The organism is Trueperaceae bacterium (assembly GCA_023954415.1).
GTDB lineage: Bacteria > Deinococcota > Deinococci > Deinococcales > Trueperaceae > JAAYYF01.
The window spans coordinates 108,460-132,691 of record JAMLIB010000009.1 but is presented as its reverse complement, the minus strand read 5'-3'; the positions used below and the strand labels follow the sequence as shown (position 1 = coordinate 132,691).

Sequence of the window (24,232 nt, the reverse complement as noted above, 5' to 3'; positions counted from 1 at the left end):
GGTGTGAGCTCGATACGTTCGTCGTCAAGCCTGATATGGCACGCCTGGAGCATCTTGATTTGGGCGGAACTGCGGCATTGGTGGAAGAGGGTTTGGACGCGCGCCCAGCTCCCATGATCTGCCGCAAGCAATCTCCACCCGCTAGTCCCAAGGGGTTCTAGGTAAGGGGCACTTTCAGCCAAAACAGCAGCAGCCTTTTCTACCTCTCCCCTTCCAATTCGGACGATAGCCAACCAAATAGCAGATTGAGCTATGAGCCAAGCATAAGCCAGTGGTCGCAAAGCGCCGTAAGCTCGTTCCAAACTAAGTTCTGCTTCATGGGGATCCGTTTTGGCCAGAGCCATCCCGAGCGCCAGATCTCCGGCCCCCTGTTCATGTTCCGATGCACCTCTACTCATGCTGAACGCTTGTCTGGCATACTTGAGGGCTCCATCCATGTTGCCTTGAGCCAGTTCCAATGCAGTAAGACTCAACGTGGTCGATGCAACAACCTCTATGGGTGCGCTTTCAGAAACGAATAGATACATCTCTTCTGCATCGTGGAAATTGCCATCCAGCATGGCAACGTCACCTATCGTCGACGCTAATGCCTCTATGCCTGGAACCTGGACATGCTCTCGTCGGGGACGTAGGCCAACAAGCAAATCTCTAGCCTCGTCCAATTCACCATTCAGAACCTTGCCAAAGGCAATTGCAGCAACAATGGATAGCCTGCGCATGTCATCAGACACATTGCGATGGGCCATCTCCTTTAAAGCTCTTTGACCCCATTCAATTCCTCCCTTATAGTCTCCTCTAAGTAGTTCGAGGTAAGCAATATCCATAATGCTAGCAATTCTCAGATGGTGCATGCCTTCGGAATCAGCCATTCTCATAGCTTCTCTGTACATCACCCGTGGCATTTCTCTTTCACCGGCCATGCCCAAGCAAAGCCCGTGCGCTCTTAAAGTTATGGGTACCGTGAGCGCAGATATCGCCCTGGAGGTCTCTTCAAGCATGTTGGCTCCGGGCCGAGCCATAGCAACGACAGCCCGAAGTTCTGGGGCATCATTGTTAGCTAAGATTCTGTTAACACTAGGCATTAACTTCCACTGCCTCCCTACAGCAGAGGCTGCCGCAAATTGCCAGTATGCAACCTTCGGATCCTCCAAGAGCGCAGAAGGCAAGCCAGAAATTCTCTTCAAAAGGTATTCGTGTAGGCCTCGATTGAAAAACTCATTGCCGGCCGAGTCGATTATCATTGGCAAGCGCTCAGGCTCGTATAAACACATATGGTCAAATGCCTGAGTCCACATTCCTCGCTTTATTAGCCCGTCAATAAGGCTTCTGGGGGCAAGTCGGGACTGCCAATTGCCTCCTGGCTCGGCAATTGATGAGCTAATATCCGTAATCCCAGACTGAAGTGCAAGCATCTGGAATTTAGCAAAGTCTCCGCCGCTCTGCCTGTGAAGATCTTTAATTGTGCTCAGATTCATAACATTCTGAAACTCAGCGATGGCCTCTTCTACGTTCATGGCCATGAAGGCACCGTCTACTAATTCACAGGTGTCAGAAAACTCCGTTGCTTCGTCCATCGACTCCGTTGCCAGCAACACACTGCTTTCATCACCCACAACACTGAGCAGCTGCTCAATCTGCCGACCACACACCTCAAGCCATCCACCTACCAGGTAGAAGGGACCTACCTTAGCCTGATACTCGGCAAAAGCATCTAGAGTCGCATCAAAGCCTTTGTCTTCCTCTAATATGCTAATGCCAAGAGTGCGTTTAGCAGAGCGCAGAAGCAGTCTGTTGAACTCACCATCGGATAACGGCTCCTCTATCCAAAGTGACAAAATAGGCATTTCCGGAAGATGCATGATCTCACTTAATGCGTCTATCCCGCTAAACCTCGAGCCGAGAAGCACTGCACGCTTCGGCAACTTATTAAGCTCTATTGAAATTCTAGCTCGCCAGCCCGCACCCATATTGTGCTCCTTTCGATCAGCGTATGCACTTGACACAGCCTTCCAATCGCTAGACCCTTCTCGGAGTCTTTGACAGTCACGAATCCGCCATTACGCTGGACACCGCAGCTTATCTTTTTGCCGAAACCTATGATGGCACGGTCCTTGTTAAAGATTTGGGCCTTCTAGGCAATTGCCTAGAAGGCCCAGCACAGGCTCCAGAAATTCGCTTAGGATCGTTATCTATGAGTTTAGCTCAGCCACGACTTCCTCTTCCGGATCGCTTAACTCAAGGCGTAAAACAAAACCAGCACCTGCCTTGTCAGCAGGTGCTGGTGTCTCGCCGTACGTGTACTAGTAGCTTAGCGCTGCGAGTAGGTCATGCCTGCGGAGACGATGACCGGCAGGCTAACGAGAACAGCGAAAACGACAGCAGCGAAGATGCGCTTACCCGTGTTCTTCATTTTTACTCCCATCCTTCCGAATACAAACTTAGGACACCCGTTTGGCAAGCGATATTCCGCGTGCCTTAGGCTGTCGGGGCTCCCAACCCCGTCCCTCCGCCTTAGCGAAGGAAACCCTCTTTGGAAGTGATCTAGTTACCTAGACCTCCTCCCATCCTCAATCAACTCACGCCACTCCCATGACGCGAATCAATGGGATCTCCCAATCCCGCTGATTGGGGGAACGCTACCAAACGAACACCGCAAAATCAAGACCTTCTAGAGTCTCCGGGGAGGCCCGTCGACAGCGCCTGAGACCACTTGATGCCTGCCCTCGGGTCCAGGCCAGGTCGTATAAATGCCTTCCATAACAGAATTAGAAATGCTCCGGCGGGTAAAACAACCCCTTGCTTATATAGCGCATATTGAAGTAGGCTGCTAGCCAAGAATGGTGTCAGACGCGACAGTTATGTCCCCCAGACCGGTTCCGTATCCGGTCACGACGTGATGGACGTATGGGAAGCTGTTGCCGAGAAGTTCCCTGGCATACGGCTAGAAAGCGAGATTCAGGGATGGGCCTTCCTGGAGCAGTTCGAAGAGGGGGTCGCCGCGTATTCCCGCATTCCCAATCCCTCTCCTAAAGATGACCGCTGGGTAGGCGTTTGCCACTTTCAGCTACTCCGCGATTCGGACGCCATTGAGGTGCTAGAACGTGCGGCCAAGCGTGGCGAGGATGGGGCCCACGTATACTTGGCACACGTTCTGCCATTTGTCGACCGTGGCGATGAGGCCTCATCTGAATTGGAGTTGGTTAGATTCGATAGGCTTTCAGAGTACGACAAGGCGCTATTTTATAGAATATCGAGTATTAGAGAGGAGAGCGGAGGGAATCTTCGAGAGGCACTACGAACTGCAGAAGAAGGCTGGAAGAGAATACAAGGAATTCCAGAGTATAATCTCCTAGCCCCCTCAATTCTGTCACAACTCGCCATCCTGCACGGTCGAATTGGACGCCTACAGCGCGCTTTGTGGTTCGTCGAACGCGGCCTCGTGGCCACCGCCGGGGCTGAACATCTGAAAACTAGAGTAAGAAGATCCGCACTCTTGGTTAGCCTGGGGAGATATCGAGAGGCACAACTAGAGCTTGACTCTGTTGACCTCGCCGAGGCACCGGATCGTTTTCAAGCCGAGAGACATTGGCTATTAGGCGAAATAGCGCTTGCCAATGGTAGCCTTAGCCTTGCAACACAAAGATACTTGGTTGCAATGGAATTAGCTATTAAATTTCAGTTCACATATGAAGAATTCCTATGTAGACTTCCACTTGTATGTATCTTAGGATCTAAAGGTAATTATACAGAAGCATTTGATCACCTCATGCGCGCCCAAACCCTTATCTCCGACAAATCCGATCGCCTGATCTTCCGCTTCCGAGAGGTCCTCCTCAACTACTGGGCCAAGCGCTACACGATCAGCCATGCGCTGCAGGAGTTCGAGGGCCTCATGCAGGCCTTCGGGGAGATGGGGCTGCTCCAGGAGGAAGCGGCGGTCAGGCTTCATCACGCCGAGTTGCTGCGGCTTAGTGGGATCGACGGCTGGCAGCGGACGCTAGATGACCTAGAGGCCCTCAGCGTGTCGCTCCAGAACCAGGCGCTCCTTGCGCGGGAGTGGACGCTGGTGCCTGAGCTGAGGCAGATTGCCGCCAGAACGCATCCACGCATCGCGGGGCCCTCCGTGCAAGTGCTCGAGGTCTTCACGCTCGGCGATGAGCGCATGCTCCTCGATGACGCACCCGTACATATCCCCCTGAGGCGTGGCATAGAGCTCATGGCCTACTTCCTCGAGTTCAAGGCCGTGTCGTTACAACAGATCCTCAACGATGTGTTCCACAGCGAGAAGCCGTCCGCGGCGAAGTCGTACTTCCACCAGTTCCGCCATCAGCTACGGGAGGCGCTGGACGGCGTCGAGATCGAGTACGACGCGGAGTCGAGGCTCTACCGCCTCAAGAGCGAGATCGATGTCTTATGGGACGTCAGCGAGCTTCGAGCCGGCCGCGTCATGGGCGAGACCGGCATCTTCCTCCCGTCGTCCGATAACCAGTGGGCGTACCAAGTAGACCAAGAGCTTGACAAGGTGCGCATCACGGCAAGGAAGCTCTAGCGTCTAGGGGCGTCGCGATACCGAACGCCCCCGCGCTGGTTGTGACGGCTGCAATTGAGCGCTCCCGGCCATGTGTTAGGTTCCCCTGGATACGGAAGTAAGGATGTGGATGGAAGTGCCCGGAGCGCCGTTGGGAGCGGCACATGCTCCGGGCGCTTCGCTGCATCGGGTACCTCTTGACATCTGACCTTCTCACATCTATCCTGTTCCCATTCCCCTAGTAACTAGGGGTAACGAGAGGAGGCGCAAATGCCGCCACGCCCAGTTCGCCAGCTGCAAGTTCTAGACGCACTCCGTGCGGCCTACGAGCGTACCGGCTCCACGCCGGAGTTGACGGCCTTGTCGCGCAGCCTCGGCATCAGCTACTCCACCTTGCGCGAGCATCTGAGGGCCCTCGAGGCCAAGGGCAAGCTGCTGGTCGAGAGCCGCGGCCCCGGCCGCAGTCCTCGTCTGACCCTCCTCGGCGTCCCCTTCGGCGTCCCCCTCTACGGCGAGATCGCCGCCGGTCTCCCCATCGGCACCTACCCAACCCCGGAAGGGCACTTGGCTCTCCGAGGCAGGCCGGACCAGTTCGCGCTGCGTGTCATAGGCGATTCCATGGCAGACCGCATCGAGAATGGCGATGTCGTCCTCCTCCACCGCGCCGAGCCATACCGTCCGGGGGAGATATGCGCCGTTCGAGTAGGCGAGGACGAGACGACCCTCAAGTACCTCGACTGGCCGCCAGAAGACCCCCACCCGCGCCAGTACCGTCTCCGGCCTCATAACTCGGCCTTCCCCGTCGTCACCGTAGCCGCCCAAGATCTGCATGTTGAAGGTGTGTTCCGAGGGTTGCTACGAGGAGATGTCGTGCAAGACCTGATCATCGAAGGGAGTGAGTGACTTCCCCTCGACCCCCTGAGCGTTTGCCCCGCCCGACGACGAAGAAGGGCCCATCCACCGCCGCCAAGCAAGAGGATGTGCCCTTCCGGTAGCCCAGAAGCGGTCCGCTAACACGGGCCTTATCCAGGTGAGGTGCATGCTAACACCCTGTGCCACGGCAGCCGAGCCAGCAACCGGCCGGCCAGCCGACATCCGAGCCCCGAAGGCGCGCTCGCCGCTGCCCTCGCCTTCGCAAGCCGCGGCGAGTCGGGAACGACGCGGGCTTCCAGCCCAGCCATCTCGTCCGGGCCATGCGCCGGCCATGCGGCCACCCGCGCATATCAGGCAGCTCTTCCCGAGCGCCGCCGTCTTCCTCCTCCGTCACCGCTCGATCAGCGAGGAACGACCGCCATGCTAGCCGCGCTGGAATTCGGCCCCTTCCCTCTGTACCTCGCGCAGTCGGAGGAGCCCGAGCTCAGGAACGTGCCGCTGGTGATCGCCGAGGAACAGCACGTGATACACGCCAACTCCGCCGCCAAGCGTCACGGCGTCATCCCCGGCATGCGCCTAGTGGGGGCGCATATGCGCGTAGCGAACCTGGAAGTGCGCTCCTTCCAGGAGCCCGACGTGGAGCACGCTTGGCATACGCTCCTGCGCGAGCTGCACAGCTACACCCCGTGGCTGGAGGGCGGTGTGCGCGGCCGTGTCTTCTTGCGCTCGGACCGCGAGGAGGTCGCGGAGCTGGTGCGCCGCTACGGTGTCCGCGGCGGCCTCGCCCCCGACATCGAGACGGCGGAGTTGAGCGCTCTAGCTGCGAACCCCGGTTCCGTCAGGGAGGTGGTCGGCACCAAGGTAGAGAGGTTCCTGACGCGCCTACCCTTGCGTTTCCTACGCGGCGTCGGGGTATCGGAAGCCAACCTCACCCGCCTTCACTGGCTCGGATTGACGACCGCCGCCGACCTCGCCCGCTGGAGCGCACAGCAGATCCGCGCCTACCTGGGCGAGGAGGGGCAGATAGTCCTCCCGTACCTTCACGGCCCTCGCCGCACGACGCTGCGCTCGTTCTCCCTGCCAGCCAGTGTGCGGCGCACCTTTACCTTCCGTGAGCCCGTGCGCGAGCCCCAGCACATCGTTCCCGCCATCGAGCGCCTAGCTACCGAGCTCGAGCACGCCCTCGCTGGCCGCGCCGCGCGGCGCCTGACCCTCACTGCCACGCTCGGAAACACCCAGAGGCGCGCCAGCCGGCTCGCCAAGCGCCCTCTGCAACAAGCGCGGCACATCAGGCAGCAGGCACTCTTCGCGCTGCAAGACAGCCATGCAGGGGGTGGAGCCGTTGAGCGCATCACTGTAGAGCTCAGCGCGCCGGAACGCTCCGGTCTCCAGGAAGGGCTGTGGCCGCAACGGGAACGGCGCGAGCAAGCGCTCGAGGACACGCTGGAACGCTTCCCTGCCGCGCCGCGCCGGCTCGTATGGCGTGACCCGTACGCTCAAGCAGCAGACCTGGCGTGGACCTGGGAGAGGTACACGGACGAGCACGAACCGCGCGCCGGCGCGCCGGCTGCCCAACGCCGCGCCGCCGTCAAAGCGCGGGCAGCCTCGCCGGCGCACGGTATACGCCCACCGGCGGTGACAGCCGCCGAGGTACCGCTGTTCCTCGAAACGACAGAGTTCCCGCCAGACGAGGCCGCGTCTCAGGCGGTCGCCAACCGGGAGCCCGTACCCGGATCGGCGGCAGACGCCCCGGCGCCAGTCGCCATGGGCGGCGAGAAGCGCCGCAACCGCAGTGCGTTCGTGAGCACGAAGATGCTCGAGAACCCCATGGCAGCGGCCGCCAGTATGGGAGAAAGGAGCACGCCTAGGCTCGGGTAGAGGACGCCGGCGGCGACGGGTATGAGCACGGCGTTGTACGCGAACGCCCAGAAGAGGTTCTGCTTGATGTTGTTCAAGGTCGCGCGCGACAGGGCGAGGGCGTTAGGCAGCCCCCGCAGGTCGCCGGACATCAGGATCACGTCTGCGGACTCGATGGCGATGTCGGTGCCCGTACCTACGGCGAGGCCCACATCGGCAGCGGCCAGGGCAGGCGCGTCGTTGATGCCGTCGCCCACGAACGCCACCTTGCGGCCGGCGGCCTGCAGCTCCCTAACGGCCGCGACCTTGCCGTCCGGCAAGACCTCGGCAAGGACCTCGTCGATACCGAGCTGCTTGGCGATCGCCTCGGCGGTCCGACGGTCGTCGCCCGTGACCATGGCCACGCGCAAGCCGAGAGAGTGGAGGGCTCGGATGGCCGCGGGAGTGGAGGGCTTGATCGGGTCGGAAACGGCCACGACCGCGGCTAGACGGCCGTCCACCGCCGCATACATAGGGGTCTTGCCGGCGCTGGCAAGTTCTGCGCCCGCCTCGGCGAGCCGCCCGACATCCACACCCAGGCGCCGCATGTAACGCTCGGCCCCCACCGCCACCATCTTGCCGCCGACCTTCGCGGTCACGCCGAAACCCGGCACGGCCTCGAACCCTTCCGCGGCCGGGACAGCCACGCCATCGTCCTTGGCGGCCCTGACGATGGCCTCAGCCACCGGATGCTCGCTGCCGTTCTCGACGGCCGCGACGAGCGTGAGGACATCCCGCCTGGCGAACCCGTCAACGACCTGGAAGTCCGTGAGCTCGGGCCGGCCCTCGGTAAGGGTGCCCGTCTTGTCGAAGGCGACGACCTGCGTCTCGTGCAAGGCCTGCAGCGCCTCGCCCTTGCGGAACAGGACGCCTATCTCCGCCGCCTTACCCGTGCCGACCATGACGCTCGTCGGTGTGGCCAGCCCCATGGCGCACGGGCACGCGATGACGAGCACCGCGACCGCGTTGACCAGGGCGAAGGGGAGCGAAGGCGCCGGTCCCAAGAAGTACCAGGCCAGGAAGGTCGCGACGGCTACGGCGATGACGATGGGAACGAAGACGGCGACGACCCGGTCGGCCAGGGCCTGGATGGGCGGCTTGCTCCCCTGCGCCGTCTCCACCATCTCGATGATGCGCGCCAGGACCGTATCGGCCCCGACAGCGCGCGCCTCGAACCTGAACGAGCCCGTCTTGTTCATGGTCCCCCCGACCACCTTCGCGCCCTCGCCTTTATGCACTGGCACGCTCTCGCCGGTGATCATCGACTCGTCCACGTAAGAGGAGCCGGACACCACCACCCCGTCCACCGGCAAGCGCTCGCCGGGCCGGACGACGACGATGTCGCCCGGAACGACGCGATCGGTGGCTACCTCGAGTTCCGTCCCGTCGCGCTCCACGCGCGCGGTCTTGGCCTGCAGGCCCAAGAGCTTCTTGATCGCCTCGCTGGTGCGGCCCTTCGCTATGGCCTCCAGGTATTTGCCGACGAGGATGAGCGTGATGATGGCGGCGGAAGCCTCGAAGTAGACGTGAACCGTCCCCTCCGGCAGCAGCCGGGGGAAGAAGGTGGCCACGACCGAGTAGCCGAACGCCGCGCTCGAGCCGAGCATCACCAGGCTGTTCATGTCGGGGCTCAAGGCGCGCAAGCTCTTCCAGCCCGGCCGATAGAAGCGCCTGCCCGGGCCGAACTGCACTACGGCGGCCAACAAGAACGAGGCGTAGTAAAGGGCCTGCATGGGCACCACGGCCATGAGCGCATGCTCGAGAGGCGGGATGAGCATGGGCAGCATGACGAAGAGGAGGAGAGGCGCGGTGAACGCCGCCGCGAGGACCAGGTCGCGGCGTAACGCGCGCAGATCGCGCTCGCGCGCCTCGCGCTCGACGTCCGTGCGCTCGGCCGCGTTGTCGGACCGGAGAACGCCGTAACCCGTCTCCTCCACTACCCGCTCTAGGCGAGCGAGGTCCGTCTGACCCGGCAGGTAGCGAACCGTGGCTCGCTCCGTGGCCAGGTTGACGCTGGCCGACAAGACGCCGTCGGCCTTCTGAAGCTGACGCTCGACCCTGCTGCTGCAGTTGGCGCAGGTCATGCCCGTGACGCCGAACGTGACCTCGCCGACGATCGGCTCGTAACCCGCCTTCTCGACCGCCTCCAGCAGGCGGGGCGGCGCAGTGATCGCCGGATCGAAACTCACCGTGGCGCGTTCAGTGGCGAGGTTGACGTTCGCGTCCTGCACGCCGTCCACGCCATCGAGCGCGCGTTCGACGCGCGCCACGCAACTGGCGCACGTCATGCCTTGCACGCCTATCTGAACCGTCTTCATACGTACTCCCGTTCGCTAGCCCGTCACACGCGGTACTTGAGCGCTTCCATGAGCTCGCCGACTATCTGCTCCGTGTCGCCCCGCTGAGAGGCGGTGGCGACGTGATCGCGGATGTGCGACCTGAGCACTTGCTCGTTGACCTTGGCAAGGGCACCCTGCACGGCCTTCACCTGCTTGAGGACGTCGACGCAGTAGACGGACGGGTCATCCAACATGCGCAACACGCCCTCGAGATGACCCTTGGCGCTCTTCAGGCGCCTGGCGGCATCCAGGCGCACGGTGTCGTCGAGATGCTTGCAGTCGTGCGCAGGCCCGGTGGCCCCACCCATGACCTGCCCGGTAGCCGCCCGCTCCATCAGCCCGCCGCCACCGTGGCCTCGTAACCGGCCTCGCGGACGGCGGCCACGAGCTCGTCGCTGTTGACGGCGCCCTCGACCTCGGCCGTGCCGCCGGCCAAGTCGACACGCACGGCCTTTACCCCCGCTACTTCCTCCAACGCGCTCTTCACGGCGCCAAGGCAATGGTTGCAAGACATACCAGTGACGTTCAGCTTGGTCATCCTCATCACTCCTTTTATCGCACCCCACCTGGGGTGGGGTGGCATGACGCTAGTTTAGCGCCTTACTCACCATGCCCGTCAAGCTCGTGCGCTACCTACTCTCCCAGGCCACTCGACGGCTAGTTGCGATAGCGTTGCCGAGTGGGCATGAACACACGCAGCCGGACCGGCCGGGCCCCCACCGGGGTCAGGCGGAGCTTTCTAACGTCTCGCACGGCCACGCGGACCGCTTTCGCGGTCATCATCGCGTTCGTGACCGTGCAGATGGCATGGTGGATCTACTTCTTCAGCGGCTACGTCAGCCAGGTGAGCCACGGCACCCTGGACTCGCTACAACGCGAGGTCGAAGCGCTCAACCGCATGCTCGACGCCGGCGATCCGGGCGTCATCCAGCTCATGGCCACGCGCCCGCACTTCCGCTTCGACGGCTCCGGGCGAGTCGTCCTCGACGACTCCGCGGTGAGCCAGTTCGAGAGGGACCAAGGCAAGGTCGTGCGCATGCTGGCCTTCGAAGGGCCGTTCTTCGTGCTCGTCGTGATGACGGGGCTGTTCATCATCGCCCGTAGCCTGCGAGTGGAACGCGAGCTCAAGCAGCGCCAGCAGAACTTCCTCGACGCCATCGGGCACGAGTACAAGACTCCGCTGGGAAGCCTGAGGCTGCTCGTAGAGACGCTGCAGCTCCGCCGCGTGACCCCGGAGAAGCTGCAGGAGTACCTGGGCACCATGGGCTCGGAGATAGACCGGCTCGAGCACACGGCACAGCAGGTGCTCGCCACCGCTCGCTTGGAGACAGGCGCGCCGCATCTGGCCATGGAGCGCCACGAGCTCGGGGCGCTGGTGAGAGAGCTCGCGGAGTCGGCCCTGCCGGGGCTGGGGAGCCGCGGAGGGGAGGTAGACGTGGTCACCCCGCGCGAGCAGCTGTTCGTCACCGCCGACCGGAGCCTCGTAGCGGTACTGCTGGAGAACCTGCTCGACAACGCCGTGAAGTACACTCCCGGACCGCAGAAGCTCGTCGAGGTGCGAGTACGCCGCGCCGGAGCCGCGGCCGTCGTCGAGGTCGACGACCGGGGCCTGGGTATCCCGGAGAAGGAGCTGCGCCTCGTCTTCGACCGATTCTACCGGGTAGGGAACGAGCTGACGCGCACCGCACCGGGGATCGGCCTCGGTCTCTACCTGGTCAAGCGCGCCGCCGAATCGCTCGGCGGGACCGTGACCATCGCGGCCAGGCCGGGAGGCGGCACGCGGGCGAGCGTGCGTCTGCCGCTGGCTACGACCGAGCCCGGTGCCGACCGGCAGATGACAGAAGCATGACGCTTGAACTCGACCGACGAAGTTAGGGTGACCCGCATGAACCGTCCCCCAACAGGCATCGTCATGCTCAACTTGGGCGGCCCCAGGAACCTGGACGAGGTGAAGCCGTTCCTCATGGAGCTCTTCGCCGACCGCGAGATCATCCAGCTTCCGGCGCAGTCCACCCTCGGACCCTTCATCGCCGGTCGCCGCACGAAGTCCGTGCAGAAGAACTACGCGGACATCGGGGGAGGCACCCCCCTGGAGCGTTGGACCAAGCTGCAGGGCGAGGGCATGTGCGCCCGCCTCGATGAGCTCTCCCCCGAAACGGCCCCGCACAAGGCCTACATCGCGTTCCGCTACAGCGAGCCGTCCAGCGAGACGGCGCTGCGCCAGATGGCCGAGGACGGGGTCAAGCGCGCCGTCGCCTTCACGCAGTACCCGCAGTTCAGTTGCGCCACGACCGGCAGCTCGGTCAACGAGCTCTGGCGGGCGGCCCGCCGGCTCGGGCTCCAGAAGGAGTTCACATGGAGCGTCATCGACCGCTGGCCCGCCGACGGACTGTTCATCGAGGCCATGACGCAGACCGTGCGCCAGGGGCTCGAGCAGTTCGCTCCTGAAGAGCGCGACGACGTGCTCATCCTCTTCAGCGCGCACTCCTTGCCGATGAGCATCATCAACCGCGGCGACCCCTACCCGCTCGAGATCGGCACCAGCGTCCACCTGGTCATGGAGCGACTCGGTCGGCAGAACGAGCACCTCCTGAGCTACCAGTCTTCCGTCGGACCGGTGCCATGGCTCGGACCCTCGACGGAAGCGGTGATCGAGCAGCTCGGCGCCAAGAAGCGCAGGCGCGTGCTGGTGGTGCCCATAGCGTTCACTTCCGACCACATCGAGACGCTGCACGAGCTCGACATCGAGTACGGCGAGCTGGCGCACCACGTGGGGATCGCTCAGTACGTGCGCGCGCCCGCGCTCAACGACAGCCCCCTGTTCCTCGACGCGCTGGCCGGCATCGTCCACCGCCACCTCGAGGGTGGCGAAGCCTGCTCCGCTCAGTACGGTCTACGCTGCCCGGGCTGCGTCAACCCTCAGTGTCGCGACATCCTCAGGCCGGTAGCCCCGTACCGCCGCACCAACGTGTCCGCCCACCCGGACAACCGGCGTTACACCCGGTCCTGAGACCCGGGCCTGACCAGCGCGTCCGGCACCGGCGACCCCACCGCGCCGTCACGCCTGCTGCGAGCGGGCGCCGGGCGTGCGGTGGCTAGCTCCCGTGCAACGGACCTCGCTCGGGCCGACGCCGCGCAGCGAGCGGGTTAACGTTCTAGCGAGACGCACGTCGGTCGGAGGGTCGGATGGGTAAGGCGAACGGGATCCGCAACCTGCTGGTGGTCGCGGCGGTGCTGGTGGCAGGCACGCTCGTCGGTCGACCCCTGCTCTCGTCCTTGGCCCCCGAGCGGAGCGATGCGGACCACAGCGCCGCAAGCGCCACGGCCGCGCGCACGATCGACCTTCCGGCGGCCTGTCGGGGCGGAGCGACGAAGGTCCACGCCGTGCAGGGTGCGGGGCAGCGCAGCCCGCTCGTAGGCCAGGACGTCACCATCCAAGGGGTGGTCGTCGCTACCTTCCAGCATGGTGACGGCGGCGCGTTCGGGTACGACCTGGGCGGCTTCTACGTCCAGGAAGAAGACTCGGACGCCGACGCCGACCCCCGCACGTCGGAGGGGGTGTTCGTGCACGAGGCGACGTTGCGGCCGAGCGTGGGCGACCTCGTGCGCGTAACGGGGCGGGTGGCGGAGTTCAACGACCTGACGGAGATCACGCGGGTCCAGGACGTCGTCACGTGCGCGCAGGGGCTGCCGTTGCCTACCCCCGCCGCCATCACGCTGCCCGTCGCCTCGCTCGCCGACCTCGAAGCGTTCGAGGGCATGCTCGTTACCTTCCCGCAGGACCTCGTGATCGGCGACTACCAGGACTTCGACCGCTACGGTGAGATCGTCATGACCCTACCGGGCGCCGACGGCAAGCGCCCGCTGCAACCGACGGCGTACTTGGCCCCCGGTTCGCGAGAGGCGCTCGCCGCCGCAGACCTGGCAGCACGCTCACGCATCGTCCTTGACGACGGTCGCACGACCCAGAACCCGCATCCGCCGCGCCATCCGGACGGCACTGAGTTCACCGCCGCGAACAGCTTCCGAGGCGGCGACGTCGTGAGCGGCCTCACCGGCGTGCTGGACCACTCGTTCGGCGGCTACCGCGTGCAGCCGACGCGCGGGGCCACCGTGACCTCCGCCGGAGCGCGCCCGGCCGCGCCGGAAGCAGTGGGTGGCCGCCTTCGGGCCGCCGGCTTCAACGTCCTCAACTACTTCACGACCCTCAGGGGAGGCTCCACCGCGTGCGGTCCGAGGCGCGACCAGGACTGCCGCGGCGCGGACACGGCCGAGGAGTTCCGGCGCCAACGGGACAAGATCGTGTCCGCGCTCGCCAGGATGGACGCCCACGTGCTGGGCCTCACGGAGTTGGAGAACGACCCGACCGGCGCTGCGCTCGCCGATCTGGTCGACGCGCTCAACTCCGCCACCGTCGCCGGTCGCTACGCCGCCGTGCGAACGGCCGGCGCGGTGGGAGGGGACGTCATCCGCGTCGCCATCCTCTATCAACCGGCGCACGTGCGGCCCGTCGGCACCGCCGCCGTTCTGGCCGACAGGGGGTTCATCGACTCCACGCGTTCCGGCGAAGCGCGCAACCGGGCAGCCATGGCCCAGACGTTCGAGGAGGTGGGGAGCGGCGAACGCTTCACGGTCGTCGTCAACCACCTGAAGAGCAAGAGCTCCACCTGCGGGCGAGGCGACGACGACAGCGCCCAGGGCAGCTGCAACGGCACGCGCACGGCGGCCGTGAAGGCCCTGCTGGCGTGGCTGGCTACGGACCCGACCGCGGCCGACGACCCCGACGTGTTGCTACTCGGCGACTACAACTCCTACGCGCGCGAGGACCCAGTGCGCGCCTTGGCCGCCGGCGCGGACGGCGTGGCCGGCACCCCCGACGACTTCACCGATCTGCTCGCCATGTTCGTAGGCAACGACGCATATACCTACGTTTACGACGCGCAACTCGGCTACCTCGACTACGCATTCGCCAGCGGAGCGTTGCTCGGGCAGGTGAGCGGAACGACCGCGTGGCACATAAACGCCGACGAGCCGGACATCCTCGACTACGACCTGAGCTTCAAGCCCGCGGCCCAGAGGGCGCTGTTCACGGCGGATCCGTTCAGGTCGTCGGATCACGACCCCGTGATCGTAGGCCTGGCACTGGGAACCGACGAGCGCTGAGGAGTAGGGCCGGGAGTAGGCCACCGGCCACGCCGCTCCGGTGCGGTACCATTCGCACTACCGTGGACGAATTCGCGCAACTCACCAGCAAGCGCCGGACCCCTGGCCAGACTTCCAACCGCCTCATCCTGGTAGGCCTGGTGGTGGTCGTGGCAGCCATCCTGATCTTCTCGAGCATGTTCACCGTCGACCAGGGCTATCGCGGCGTGGTGCTGCGCCTCGGCGCGTTCGAGCGCATCGCGCAGCCCGGCCTCGGCTTCAAGATGCCGCTCGTGGACAAGGTCGTGATGGTGCGCGTGCAGACCAACTCGAAGGTCTACGACCGCATGGAGACCTACTCACGCGACCAGCAGCTCGCCGAGCTGCGCGTGTCCGTCACCTACCGGCTCGTGCCCGAGATGGTGCACGAGGTCTACGCCCAGTTCGGCAGTGAGGACGGGGTCGTGTCGCGCCTCATCGACCGGCGCGTCAACGAGCTGGTGCGGACCGTGTTCGGCCAGTTCAACGCCGTCGAGGCCATCCAGCAGCGGAGCTCGCTCAACCAGAAGGTGGCCGACGCCGTGATGAGCGTCATAGATCCGAACATCGTCGTGATCGAGTCGGTGCAGGTCGAGGACATCGCGTTCAGTTCGGCATACGAGCAGTCGGTCGAGGCGCGCATGATGGCCGAGGTCGAGGTGCAGCGCCGCACGCAGGAGCTCGAGCAGCAGCGCATCCAGGCGCAGATCGTCGTCACTCAGGCGCAGGGCGCCGCCGATGCCAGGGTGGCGGAAGCCAAGGCCCAGGCCGAGGCCACGCGCTTGGCCGGCGACGCGGAGGCGAGCGCCATCCGCGCGAAGGGTGAGGCGCTGCGCGACAACCCGGAGCTCGTCGCCCTCGTGACGGCCGAGGCCTGGAACGGCGTCCTCCCCAGCACGATGCTTCCGGGCGGGACGCTGCCGTTCATCTCGGTCGGGGAGTAAGCCTTCGCTCGCGAGAGCCGCGTCTCCTCGCAGGCGCCTAGGAAGTCGATGGGGCCGCTCCTGATCGGGAGCGGCCCCACTTCTCTCGGAACCTCCAGCTTACCCAGCGACCCTGAGCGGGCTCAGCGAGCCCCGGCCCCGAGCGGCAGACGCCAGCTCGACCAGCGCGCGCCGTCCAGGACCGTAACGGTGCCCGTGGCCGTCTCCGTACTGTCGGCCAGCGTCCGCATGGCGGCCACCGCCAGGTCCGTCAGGACGAGGACCTGGTCGTAGGTCGGCACCTGCGCGTCACCGAGCCACGCGCCCGCGCGGGTCTCCGTAAGGGCATGGCCAGCCAGCCAGAGCAGCGTGGCCGTCGGTGCGGAGGCGAGCTCGGCGACCTGAGCCAGGCCGCGCAGGAAGCTACGCGAGTCGACGAGCGAGTAGCCGACCAGAGCGCCGGGGGCGCGGGTGAGGCCGATCAGTCCGGGCGCGAGCGCGGCGGGCCTGGCGACGGGTGCAGACCGCGAGTCGATGGCCTGTAGCAGGGCCGCGGTCGGGCTGCCGATCACCAGGTTGCCGTCGAACACGGCCAACCCGACGTCGAGCGTCGGACCGGACCTCACCCTGAGGTACTCGACGCCGGCATGCTGCAGCTCGCGCACGGAGACCGCCTGTGAGAACTCGAGCGCCCCGGCGAACTCCTCCGCGCGCGAGGTGGAGACCAGGAGGGAGTTGAAGCGCTCGGCGGCCTCGAGCCACGAGCGCACGCCCCGCCACGCAGCGTCCTCGGAGGTGGCCGGCACCACGGTGACGCTCGGCAGACCCGTCACCCAGTTGCGGAGGTCGGTATCGAGGACCCCCAGGGTCAGGAAGTACGCGGAGCCGTCCGACCAGTCGAGGAGGGCCTCGCCGAGGTCGAGGCCGAGGAAGGCCGCCGCCGCGCCGCGCACGTCCGTCGGTTCGCCTGCGGCGAACGCGCCCGTGGCCGCGACGTCCGAGAGCCAGCTGTCCAGCCAGTCCACGAACGCGGCCAAAGGGAAGGCACCCGCTTCGACGGCCACGGTCGACTCCGGCAACAGCGGCGGCTGGCCGACGCGGCACCCTTCACACTCCAGCAGCGCGAGGAGGGCGTCCTCGCCGGAAGCCTTGGCGAGCGCCTCGTCCCAGGCCGAGGCCGTGCGGACGAGCACGCCGCCACCGTCGAGCGTCAGGCCCCACGAGAAGCCACCCACGATGCGCAAGGTCGTGACGAGCCGCTCGAACAGCCCGGCGGCCTCCGGCGGCACCGCGCCGCGCACGAGCCTCATGGTGTCGGCCAGGGCAGCGAGGTTCACGGTGGCCTTCAGCCCCATCTGCCCGAGCTCCTGGGCGGCGGACGCGATGCGCGTGTCGAGGAAGGACGGCTCCGTGGCGCCGGTCGAGCGGCGGACGGCCCCGCGCAGGAGCTCCGGCTCGGTAGCGACCAGCAGCACACCGCCCGACTCGGCGAGCAGGGCCGGTGAGTCTCCCCCGTCGCCGACGAGATAGATGGCCGAGCTACCCTCCACGCCGTAGCGCCGCCCGTCGAAGCACGCCACGGCGCCGGCGAGGAGGCGGGCGGCAGCGCTGCGCGTGGCGCCACGCACGGCCAACAACAGCTCGGGCTTCGGAGCGAAGCGCGAGACGCTCACGCCGGCCGCGGCGGACCACGAGCCCGCATCGCTCTCGAACAACGCCTTGGAGAGGTCCGGGCACTCCTCGAACATGACGTCGCGCATGGCGCCGTGCCCACGCCGCAGCTCCGTCATGCCACCACCATCCGCGGCGTAGAGCAAGCCGGCCAGCCCTTCCCAGACGGACTCCGCTTCACTGGTGTCCAGGTCGGCAAAGAGACTGTGCAACACGTCCGGGTCCAGGCCGGCCGGCCGCAGCTCGACGGCCAGTACGGTCGACTGCGGCAGGAGTGCGGCAAGGGGCCGCTGCGCGAAGCCGAGGGCCGGCAGGGCGAGGAGGAGCGTCAGCGTGAGGTTCCTGCGTAACGAAGCCATACCGCCAAGCTAGCGCACGCCGGGTGAGAAGTTAAGACTGATGAGAAACGGCTGCGCTCCGAAAGAACCTCGCCAGGTAGGCGTCGCCGTGCGGCATGCCTGACCGTTTCACCGCCCCTTGCAGGCGCCCAAGGTCGTAGGCGACCTTGCGCAGATGCACGCTTGGCTGGCCTCCGAGGACGTTGACGAGCGCGTACTCCGCGGCCGCCGGGTACCAACCCTCGCCCGCTGCCGTGAGCCTCACGGCCATGCCGACGCTGCCCGGGTTCATGACTATGGAGCCTCGGTAACGCTTGGCGAACTGCTCGTGGGTGTGGGCGCCGAGGTAGATCTCGGCAGGCGTGTCGTCGAGGAGTTCGGCGAGGCGCTCGTCCGGCGTGAAGGACCGGACGTGATCGTCGAAGCGCTTGGGCGAACCGTGGTAGGCGACGACCCGAAGCCCGGCCAGGGTGAGCTCGAGGTACGGGTGGAACGTGCGGATGTAGTCCTTCTCCGCCTCGCCCAGTTGCGCGGCGCACCAGGCCTCGACCTCCAGATGCTCCTCCCAACCGGGCGGTGGGGGCGTCGGCAGGTCGGCCGGGGTGCGAGGGGCCAGGAGCGAAGCGTCGGTGTTGCCGAGCGCGGTAGGGGCGTTCAGGCGCCGCAGCCGCGCCAAGGCAGCCGCCGGCTCCGGCCCGCCGTTAGCGACGTCGCCGAGGCAGACGACGGCATCGACCTCGAACCTGCCCAGGTCCGCGAGGACGGCCTCCAGGGCGGGGATGTTGCCGTGGATGTCGGCGATGACCGCCAGGCGACCTACGTCCGAAGAGCCCACGTCGTCCATGACATAAGGATACGCCCGGTGCGTCTAGGCCGCCGCCGCTGGCACATCCTTGCTTTAGGGTGGCCACTTGTGGTGTAATGAACAATTGTCGATAAGACACTATTCCCAGGAGGAACCCCAAACCAATGGATGAAAACGCAAACCCCGCCGCGGGGAGCCCTGCCCCAGGCACCGTCTCAGCCCCGGAAGAGAGCCCGAACCAGGCTTCAGCCGCGTCCGCCGACCAGGGTGTAGGCACGCAGGCTGACAACACGAGCACCGTTCAAGGGTCTTCCTCCGAGACTGCAACCCCCGCTTCGGCAGACGCCGAGATCACCATGGAAGACGTGCTCGCGGCCAGCGACGAACAGCTGGCGCGCAAGCCCGTCCACCGCGGCATGATCACGACCGGCCAGGTCATCATGCTCGCTCAGGAAGGCATCGTCGTCGACGTCGGCGCGAAGATCGAGGGCATGCTGCCCTACAACCAGCTCTTCGAGCACGAGTCGAACGCCGAGGAAGCCGCCAAGTACTTCAAGCCCGGCGACGACATCCAGGTGTACGTCATCCGCTCGGACATCCCCAACAGCACGATCACGCTGTCCAAGAAGCGCGCCGATCAGGAACGCGCCTGGAACCTCCTCCAGGACATCCATGAGAACGGCAAGCCGGTCGAGGTCGAGATCGTCGAGAAGGTCCGCGGCGGCCTCGTCGCCAGCCTCGGCGTCCGCGCCTTCCTGCCGGCGAGCCAGGTCGACATCCGCAGGGTCAACGACCTCGCGCCGTACGTCGGCCGCCGCATGAAGGTCAAGATCATCGAGCTCAACCGCCGGCGCAACCGCGTCATCATCTCGCGGCGCTCGATCCTCCAGGACGAGATCTCCCACCTGAAGGAAGACACGCTCAAGAAGCTCGAGCCCGGCGCCCGCCTCGAAGGCGAGGTCGTCGAGATCACGGACTTCGGCGTGTTCGTCAACCTCGGCGGCGTGGACGGCCTCGTCCACCGCTCCGAGCTGACGCACGGCCGCTTCAGCCACCCGCGCGACGTCGTAAAGCTCGGCGACAAGGTGCGCGTCGAGGTCCTCGACATGGACCTCGAGCGCGAGCGCATCAACCTCTCCATGAAGAAGCTCGTCTCCAACCCGTGGGAGAACGTGCTGGCCCACTACAACATCGGCCAGCGCATCACGGGCACGGTGACGAACCTCACCCCGTTCGGCGCCTTCGTCGAGATCGAGCCCGGGCTCGAGGGACTCATCCACGTCAGCGAGATGAGCTGGACGAAGCGCATCCGCCACCCCAAGGAAGCCCTCGACGAAGGCGACCAGGTGGAAGCGATGATCCTCAAGATCGACATGCAGCAGCAGCGCATCTCGCTCGGTCTACGCCAGACCCAGCCCGATCCGTGGAGCAGCCTGCCGGATCGCTTCCCGCCGGGTACGGAAGTCACGGGCCCCATCACGGGCATCACGGACTTCGGCGTGTTCATGGAGATCGAAGAGGGCATCGAAGGCCTGGTGCACATCTCCGAGCTCTCTCACGACCACATCGAGAACATCAACGACCACTTCAAGAAGGGCGACGAGATCACCGCGGTCATCCTCAACATCGACCCGGTCGAGCAGCGCGCCAGCCTCTCTCGCAAGCGCATGCTCCCCTTCACGCCGGAGAACGCGGCCGAGTTCGGCGGCAACGCTCCCGCCGGCGGCCAAGGCCGTGGCGGCATGCCACAGGCCGGCCCCGCCGCTGGTGGCAACCGCGGTCGCCGCGGTCGCCGTAGCCGCGACATCGACTACGACTACAGCTACGTCGCGGACGCCGCCTCGACCAAGAACACGACGAAGCTCGGTGACGTCTACGCCGACCTCTTCGCGCAGTTCGGCCTGGGCGACACCAAGTCCGAAGCCGAGGAAGCGCCCGCCAAGCCGGCCAAGGCCGAGGCTCCTGCCAAGGCCGAGAAGGCCGAGCCCGCCGCCAAGCCGGCGCCGAGCGTGAAGGCCGAGGAGCCCGTCGATCCCGAGAACGCCATCGACGCGGCCGAGGCGGCCGCCCTGCTCACGGCCGCCTTCAGGCAGGGCAAGCGCCCCGCCGCGCAGGCCGCCGAGAGCGCGGACGCCGCCGATGTGGCCGACGCGGACGTAGCGGACGCCGCCGACGTCGAGAGCTTCGCCGAGGGCGACGACTCCGAGGACGGCACCGAAGCCTAAGCAACCGCAGGCCGACCTCTCCCCGAGGCCGTCGAAGGTCCCGCGCGAAGGGCGTGCGCGGGACCTTCCCTTTTGGCGCGGGTGCGGTTGCGCCCCGCGGCCATGCGAGTTGGCGCATAATCGCCGACAACACCGCACTCCGAAGTGTGGACCGGTGCCCCTCGCCTTGTGGCCGCAGCCGAACCCACATCAGGTGCTGCCGCCCGATTGGAGTCCCGTATGCCGCGATCCACGCGGAAGCTCACCCGCTTGAGGCTCGCGCTGACGGCGCTTGTCCTCGCGCCGTTCGCCCTCCTACTGACGGCCTGCCCTGGGCCCGGCGGCACGCTCACCCAGAGCGTCGTCATCACCTCGCACACGGACGGCCAGGTGATCAGCGGCAGCCGTGTCATCAGCCTGATGGCCACGCTCGTCAACATGCCGGACGTGGGCTCGTACACGGTGACGTTGAACGGCGTCGCGGAGACGGCCACCCGGTCCGGCAGCGTCATCACGGCCGACATCGAGCTGCACGACCACGCCAACAAGGTAGCCGTCGAGGCCACGTCGACGGCGGGGAACACCGTCTACGCCGAAGTCAACCTCGAGTACCCGTTCGTCACGCTCGGCACGTACCAGGCGGCGGCCTTCGCCATCGGCCAGGACGACCTCGTCTCCGTCACGGAAGCGACGCCGCGCAAGATGATCGACGGCCCGTCCGGGCGCCCGTCGGCGCTGGGCGGACACCTCTACCTGCCCGACGAAGAGCTCAACCGCGTGCTCGGCTACGGCGTGGTGCCCAGCAGCAGCGGCGCCTCCCCCGACTTCGTCCTCGGCCAGGACCAGTTCGACGACACGAGCGGCCGCGAGGGGGCGACCGGTCTGCATGCCCCGGCAGGCACTGCGACCGACGGCGTTCGTCTAGCGGTGGCCGACGGGAACAACAGCCGGGTGCTCGTCTGGAACGCCGCCCCGACGGCGCAGGCCGCTCCCGCCGACCTGGTGCTGGGCCAAGGCGACTTCCTCAACAACGTGCCGGGCTGTGCGGCGACGAAGGTCGACCATCCCGCCGGCGTCGCGTTCGTCGGCAACAAGCTCGCGGTGGCCGACACCGACAACAACCGGGTGCTCATCTGGTCGCTCCCGACCGCCGACGGCGCCGCCGCGGACGTCGTCATCGGGCAGGCGAGCTTCACGACCTGCGCCAACAACGACGACGACCAGGACGGGGCGGCCGAGCCCAGCCCCACCGCGCGGACGCTGAGCGGCCCCCTCGACGTCTGGAGCGACGGCCAGCGGCTCTACGTCGCCGACTCGCTCAACAACCGCGTGCTGGTCTACGACAGCCTGCCCACGACCAACTTCGCCGCCGCCGACCGCGTCCTCGGGCAGACGAGCTTCACGGCGCTCGCGCCGAACACCGGCGCTTCGGGCCTCGACTACCCGTCGTCGGTCCACGGCAACGTCAACCAGCTCTTCGTCGCCGACTCGGGGAATAACCGCGTGCTCGTGTGGCAGAGCGTCCCCGCGGCGAACGGCGCGGATGCCGACCTCGTGCTCGGGCAGACGAACTTCGACAACACGACGGCCAACGCCGGGTCGCTCGACCCGACCGCCAACGGCTTGGGCTTCCCCACGGGTGTGTACCAGACGGGCGACCTGCTGATCGTCGGCGATTACGAGAACAACCGTTACGTCGTGTACGGAGGGGTGAGCGTCCCCTAGGACCCAGGCAGACGCCCGGCGCCGATCACATGTTCCTGAGGCGCCTGATGCGCTCCGCGATGGGCGGGTGCGTGGAGAAGATACCGGCTTCTCCGCCCCCGCCCATATGCATGGCCGGATTCACGAAGAACATGTGCCGCACGCCCTCGCTCACCTCGAGGCGCTGGCCGGAGTAGCCGGCCAGCTTCTCGAGCGCCATGGCGAGACCCTCCGGGTTGCGGGTTATGTACGCCCCCGTGGCGTCCGCCAGGTACTCCCGGCCTCGGCTCACGGCCAGGCGCACGAGCGTGCCTACGATCGGCCCGATCACGAGGAGCACGACGAGCAGGATCAACGCTATGCCCTGCCCCATACCGTTGCCGCCCCCGCGGCTGTCGCGCCGCGAGGAGCCGCGCCCGCCGCCGAGGCCGCCGTACATGCCCCACCGCAAGACCATGTCCCTGAGGACGAGCAGCGCCCCGAGAGTCGCAACGAGCATCGACATGAACCGGATGTCGTAGTTGCGCACGTGGGCCAGCTCGTGGGCGACCACGCCCTCCAGCTCTTGCCTGTCCAGGAGCTGGAGCAGCCCCGAGGTGACAGCGATGGAGGCGTGCTGCGGGTCGCGGCCCGTGGCGAACGCGTTGGGCGCTGGTGAGTCGATGACGTACACCTTGGGCATGGGCACGCCGGCGCCGATCGCGACGGCCTCCGCCACGTTGACGAGGTAGCGGTGCTCGTCGACCGTCGCCACGCGTGCACCCGACGCCGCCAGGGCTATCTGGTCCGAGAACCAGAAGCCGACGGCCGCCTGCCCGAACCCGAGCGCTCCGGCCACACCTATGAAGAACAGCGCAGACCCGGGGTCGACGGCCTGGGCGAGGAGGTAGGCCGCCGCCGCCAACAGCAGGACCGTGAAGAGCGCGAGCAGCCACGTGCTGCGCTTGTTGGCCGCCTGGTAGTCGAGCAGGTTGATCTTGCGGCCCGTGCCGGGCACCGTGAACTGCTCGCCCAGCTGCCTGACCTGATCGCTCATGCTAGCGCCACCTCACCTCCGACTCGCCCCCGGCGCCTCTCGTGAAGGCGAGCCGGGGGCGAGCTTGTCCTTGGATGCCGCGGCCGCGGCCGCGGTCGTTCGAGGGCAGCGGGCTGCCTATGCCGGGCGGTCCTTCAGGCCCCCGTGCTCGGAGCGCTGCCGAACGAGACCTGCGGAACGGCCTTGTCGCCCTCGGGGATCTCGAGGAACACGGCGGGCTTCTTGCCCATGGGGCCGGCGAGGAACACGGCGGGGACGGTCTCGATGAGCGTGTTGTACTGCATGACCGCGTCGTTGTAGAACTGCCGCGCGTAGGCGATCTTGTTCTCGACGCCGGAGAGCTCCTCCTGCAGCAGCCTGAAGTTCTCGTTGGCCTTGAGCTCCGGGTACGCCTCCGCCACGGCGAAGAGCCGCCCGAGGGCGGCCGACATCGCGTTGGCGGCCTCGGCCGACTGGTTGACGCCCTGCGCGTTCATTAGGGCGGCGCGCGCCCTGGTGACTTCCTCGAACACCGTGCTCTCGTGCGCGGCGTAACCCTTGACCGTCTCGACGAGGTTGGGGATGAGGTCGGCGCGGCGCTTGAGCTGGACGTCTATCTGGCTCCAAGCGTTCTGGTAACGCTTCTCGTAAGCGACTATCCGGTTGTAGATCGAGACCGCGTAGAAGATGAGCGCGGCCAGGACGATCAGGACGATGAGGCCTCCCATGGTTGAACCTCCTGAGCAAGATTGTAT

At 65.9% G+C, this 24,232-nt stretch carries 16 protein-coding genes and 1 pseudogene; 9 read left to right on the top strand and 8 right to left on the bottom strand.

The window, feature by feature from the left end; all coding sequences use genetic code 11:
* A partial coding sequence (locus M9914_11915; GenBank protein ID MCO5174881.1) for a hypothetical protein occupies positions 1-1,967 on the bottom strand: 1,967 nt, incomplete at its 3' end.
* A 926-nt stretch (positions 1,968-2,893) separates the two neighbouring features.
* On the opposite strand from M9914_11915, the gene M9914_11910 reads away from it, so the two are divergent.
* The 3 genes and pseudogenes from M9914_11910 to M9914_11900 all read left to right on the top strand — a co-directional run bounded on the left by M9914_11910 (position 2,894) and on the right by M9914_11900 (position 6,034).
* A complete protein-coding gene (locus M9914_11910) occupies positions 2,894-4,549 on the top strand; it encodes a hypothetical protein (GenBank protein MCO5174880.1) in 1,656 nt (551 codons plus the stop codon).
* A 249-nt stretch (positions 4,550-4,798) separates the two neighbouring features.
* Positions 4,799-5,431, top strand: coding sequence for a hypothetical protein (locus M9914_11905; GenBank protein MCO5174879.1), 633 nt, complete (start codon positions 4,799-4,801; stop codon positions 5,429-5,431).
* A 390-nt stretch (positions 5,432-5,821) separates the two neighbouring features.
* Positions 5,822-6,034: pseudogene (locus tag M9914_11900) on the top strand (hypothetical protein).
* A gap of 1,067 nt (positions 6,035-7,101) precedes the next feature.
* Here M9914_11900 and M9914_11895 read toward each other — a convergent pair.
* From M9914_11895 to M9914_11885, 3 genes are read right to left on the bottom strand one after another with little or no spacing between them, the layout of a single operon-like run.
* A complete protein-coding gene (locus tag M9914_11895; GenBank protein ID MCO5174878.1) occupies positions 7,102-9,615 on the bottom strand; it encodes a heavy metal translocating P-type ATPase in 2,514 nt (837 codons plus the stop codon).
* A gap of 23 nt (positions 9,616-9,638) precedes the next feature.
* Positions 9,639-9,944 carry a metal-sensitive transcriptional regulator gene (locus M9914_11890; GenBank protein MCO5174877.1) on the bottom strand — a complete coding sequence of 102 codons (306 nt, stop codon included), beginning with the start codon at positions 9,942-9,944 and terminating at the stop codon, positions 9,639-9,641.
* 26 nt (positions 9,945-9,970) lie between these two features.
* The gene (locus tag M9914_11885) at positions 9,971-10,180 is read right to left on the bottom strand and encodes a cation transporter (protein MCO5174876.1); all 210 of its coding nucleotides are present in this window, start codon (positions 10,178-10,180) and stop codon (positions 9,971-9,973) included.
* Positions 10,181-10,321: 141 nt separating this feature from the next.
* On the opposite strand from M9914_11885, the gene M9914_11880 reads away from it, so the two are divergent.
* The 4 genes from M9914_11880 to M9914_11865 all read left to right on the top strand — a co-directional run bounded on the left by M9914_11880 (position 10,322) and on the right by M9914_11865 (position 15,761).
* Positions 10,322-11,485, top strand: a complete 1,164-nt coding sequence (locus M9914_11880; protein MCO5174875.1) for a HAMP domain-containing histidine kinase — start codon at positions 10,322-10,324, stop codon at positions 11,483-11,485.
* A 36-nt stretch (positions 11,486-11,521) separates the two neighbouring features.
* The gene (gene hemH / locus M9914_11875) at positions 11,522-12,646 is read left to right on the top strand and encodes a ferrochelatase (protein MCO5174874.1); all 1,125 of its coding nucleotides are present in this window, start codon (positions 11,522-11,524) and stop codon (positions 12,644-12,646) included.
* 176 nt (positions 12,647-12,822) lie between these two features.
* Entirely contained in the window at positions 12,823-14,799 is a 1,977-nt protein-coding gene (locus tag M9914_11870) for an ExeM/NucH family extracellular endonuclease (protein MCO5174873.1), read from the top strand.
* A gap of 62 nt (positions 14,800-14,861) precedes the next feature.
* Positions 14,862-15,761: an SPFH domain-containing protein gene (locus M9914_11865; protein MCO5174872.1), complete on the top strand. Its 900-nt coding sequence runs from the start codon at positions 14,862-14,864 to the stop codon at positions 15,759-15,761.
* A gap of 122 nt (positions 15,762-15,883) precedes the next feature.
* On the opposite strand, the gene M9914_11860 is transcribed toward M9914_11865, so the two are convergent.
* Together M9914_11860 and M9914_11855 are read right to left on the bottom strand one after the other, a co-directional pair.
* A complete protein-coding gene (locus M9914_11860; GenBank protein MCO5174871.1) occupies positions 15,884-17,770 on the bottom strand; it encodes a hypothetical protein in 1,887 nt (628 codons plus the stop codon).
* A gap of 31 nt (positions 17,771-17,801) precedes the next feature.
* Positions 17,802-18,593, bottom strand: a complete 792-nt coding sequence (locus tag M9914_11855; GenBank protein ID MCO5174870.1) for a metallophosphatase family protein — start codon at positions 18,591-18,593, stop codon at positions 17,802-17,804.
* A gap of 125 nt (positions 18,594-18,718) precedes the next feature.
* Between M9914_11855 and M9914_11850 the strand changes: the two genes are divergently transcribed.
* The gene (locus M9914_11850; GenBank protein ID MCO5174869.1) at positions 18,719-20,779 is read left to right on the top strand and encodes a 30S ribosomal protein S1; all 2,061 of its coding nucleotides are present in this window, start codon (positions 18,719-18,721) and stop codon (positions 20,777-20,779) included.
* A 219-nt stretch (positions 20,780-20,998) separates the two neighbouring features.
* Positions 20,999-22,483, top strand: a complete 1,485-nt coding sequence (locus tag M9914_11845; GenBank protein MCO5174868.1) for a hypothetical protein — start codon at positions 20,999-21,001, stop codon at positions 22,481-22,483.
* 25 nt (positions 22,484-22,508) lie between these two features.
* Here the strand turns inward: M9914_11845 and M9914_11840 are convergent, their stop codons facing one another.
* Entirely contained in the window at positions 22,509-23,498 is a 990-nt protein-coding gene (locus M9914_11840; protein ID MCO5174867.1) for a M48 family metallopeptidase, read from the bottom strand.
* A 134-nt stretch (positions 23,499-23,632) separates the two neighbouring features.
* Positions 23,633-24,205 carry a LemA family protein gene (locus M9914_11835; protein MCO5174866.1) on the bottom strand — a complete coding sequence of 191 codons (573 nt, stop codon included), beginning with the start codon at positions 24,203-24,205 and terminating at the stop codon, positions 23,633-23,635.
* Between the last annotated feature and the right edge of the window lie 27 nt (positions 24,206-24,232).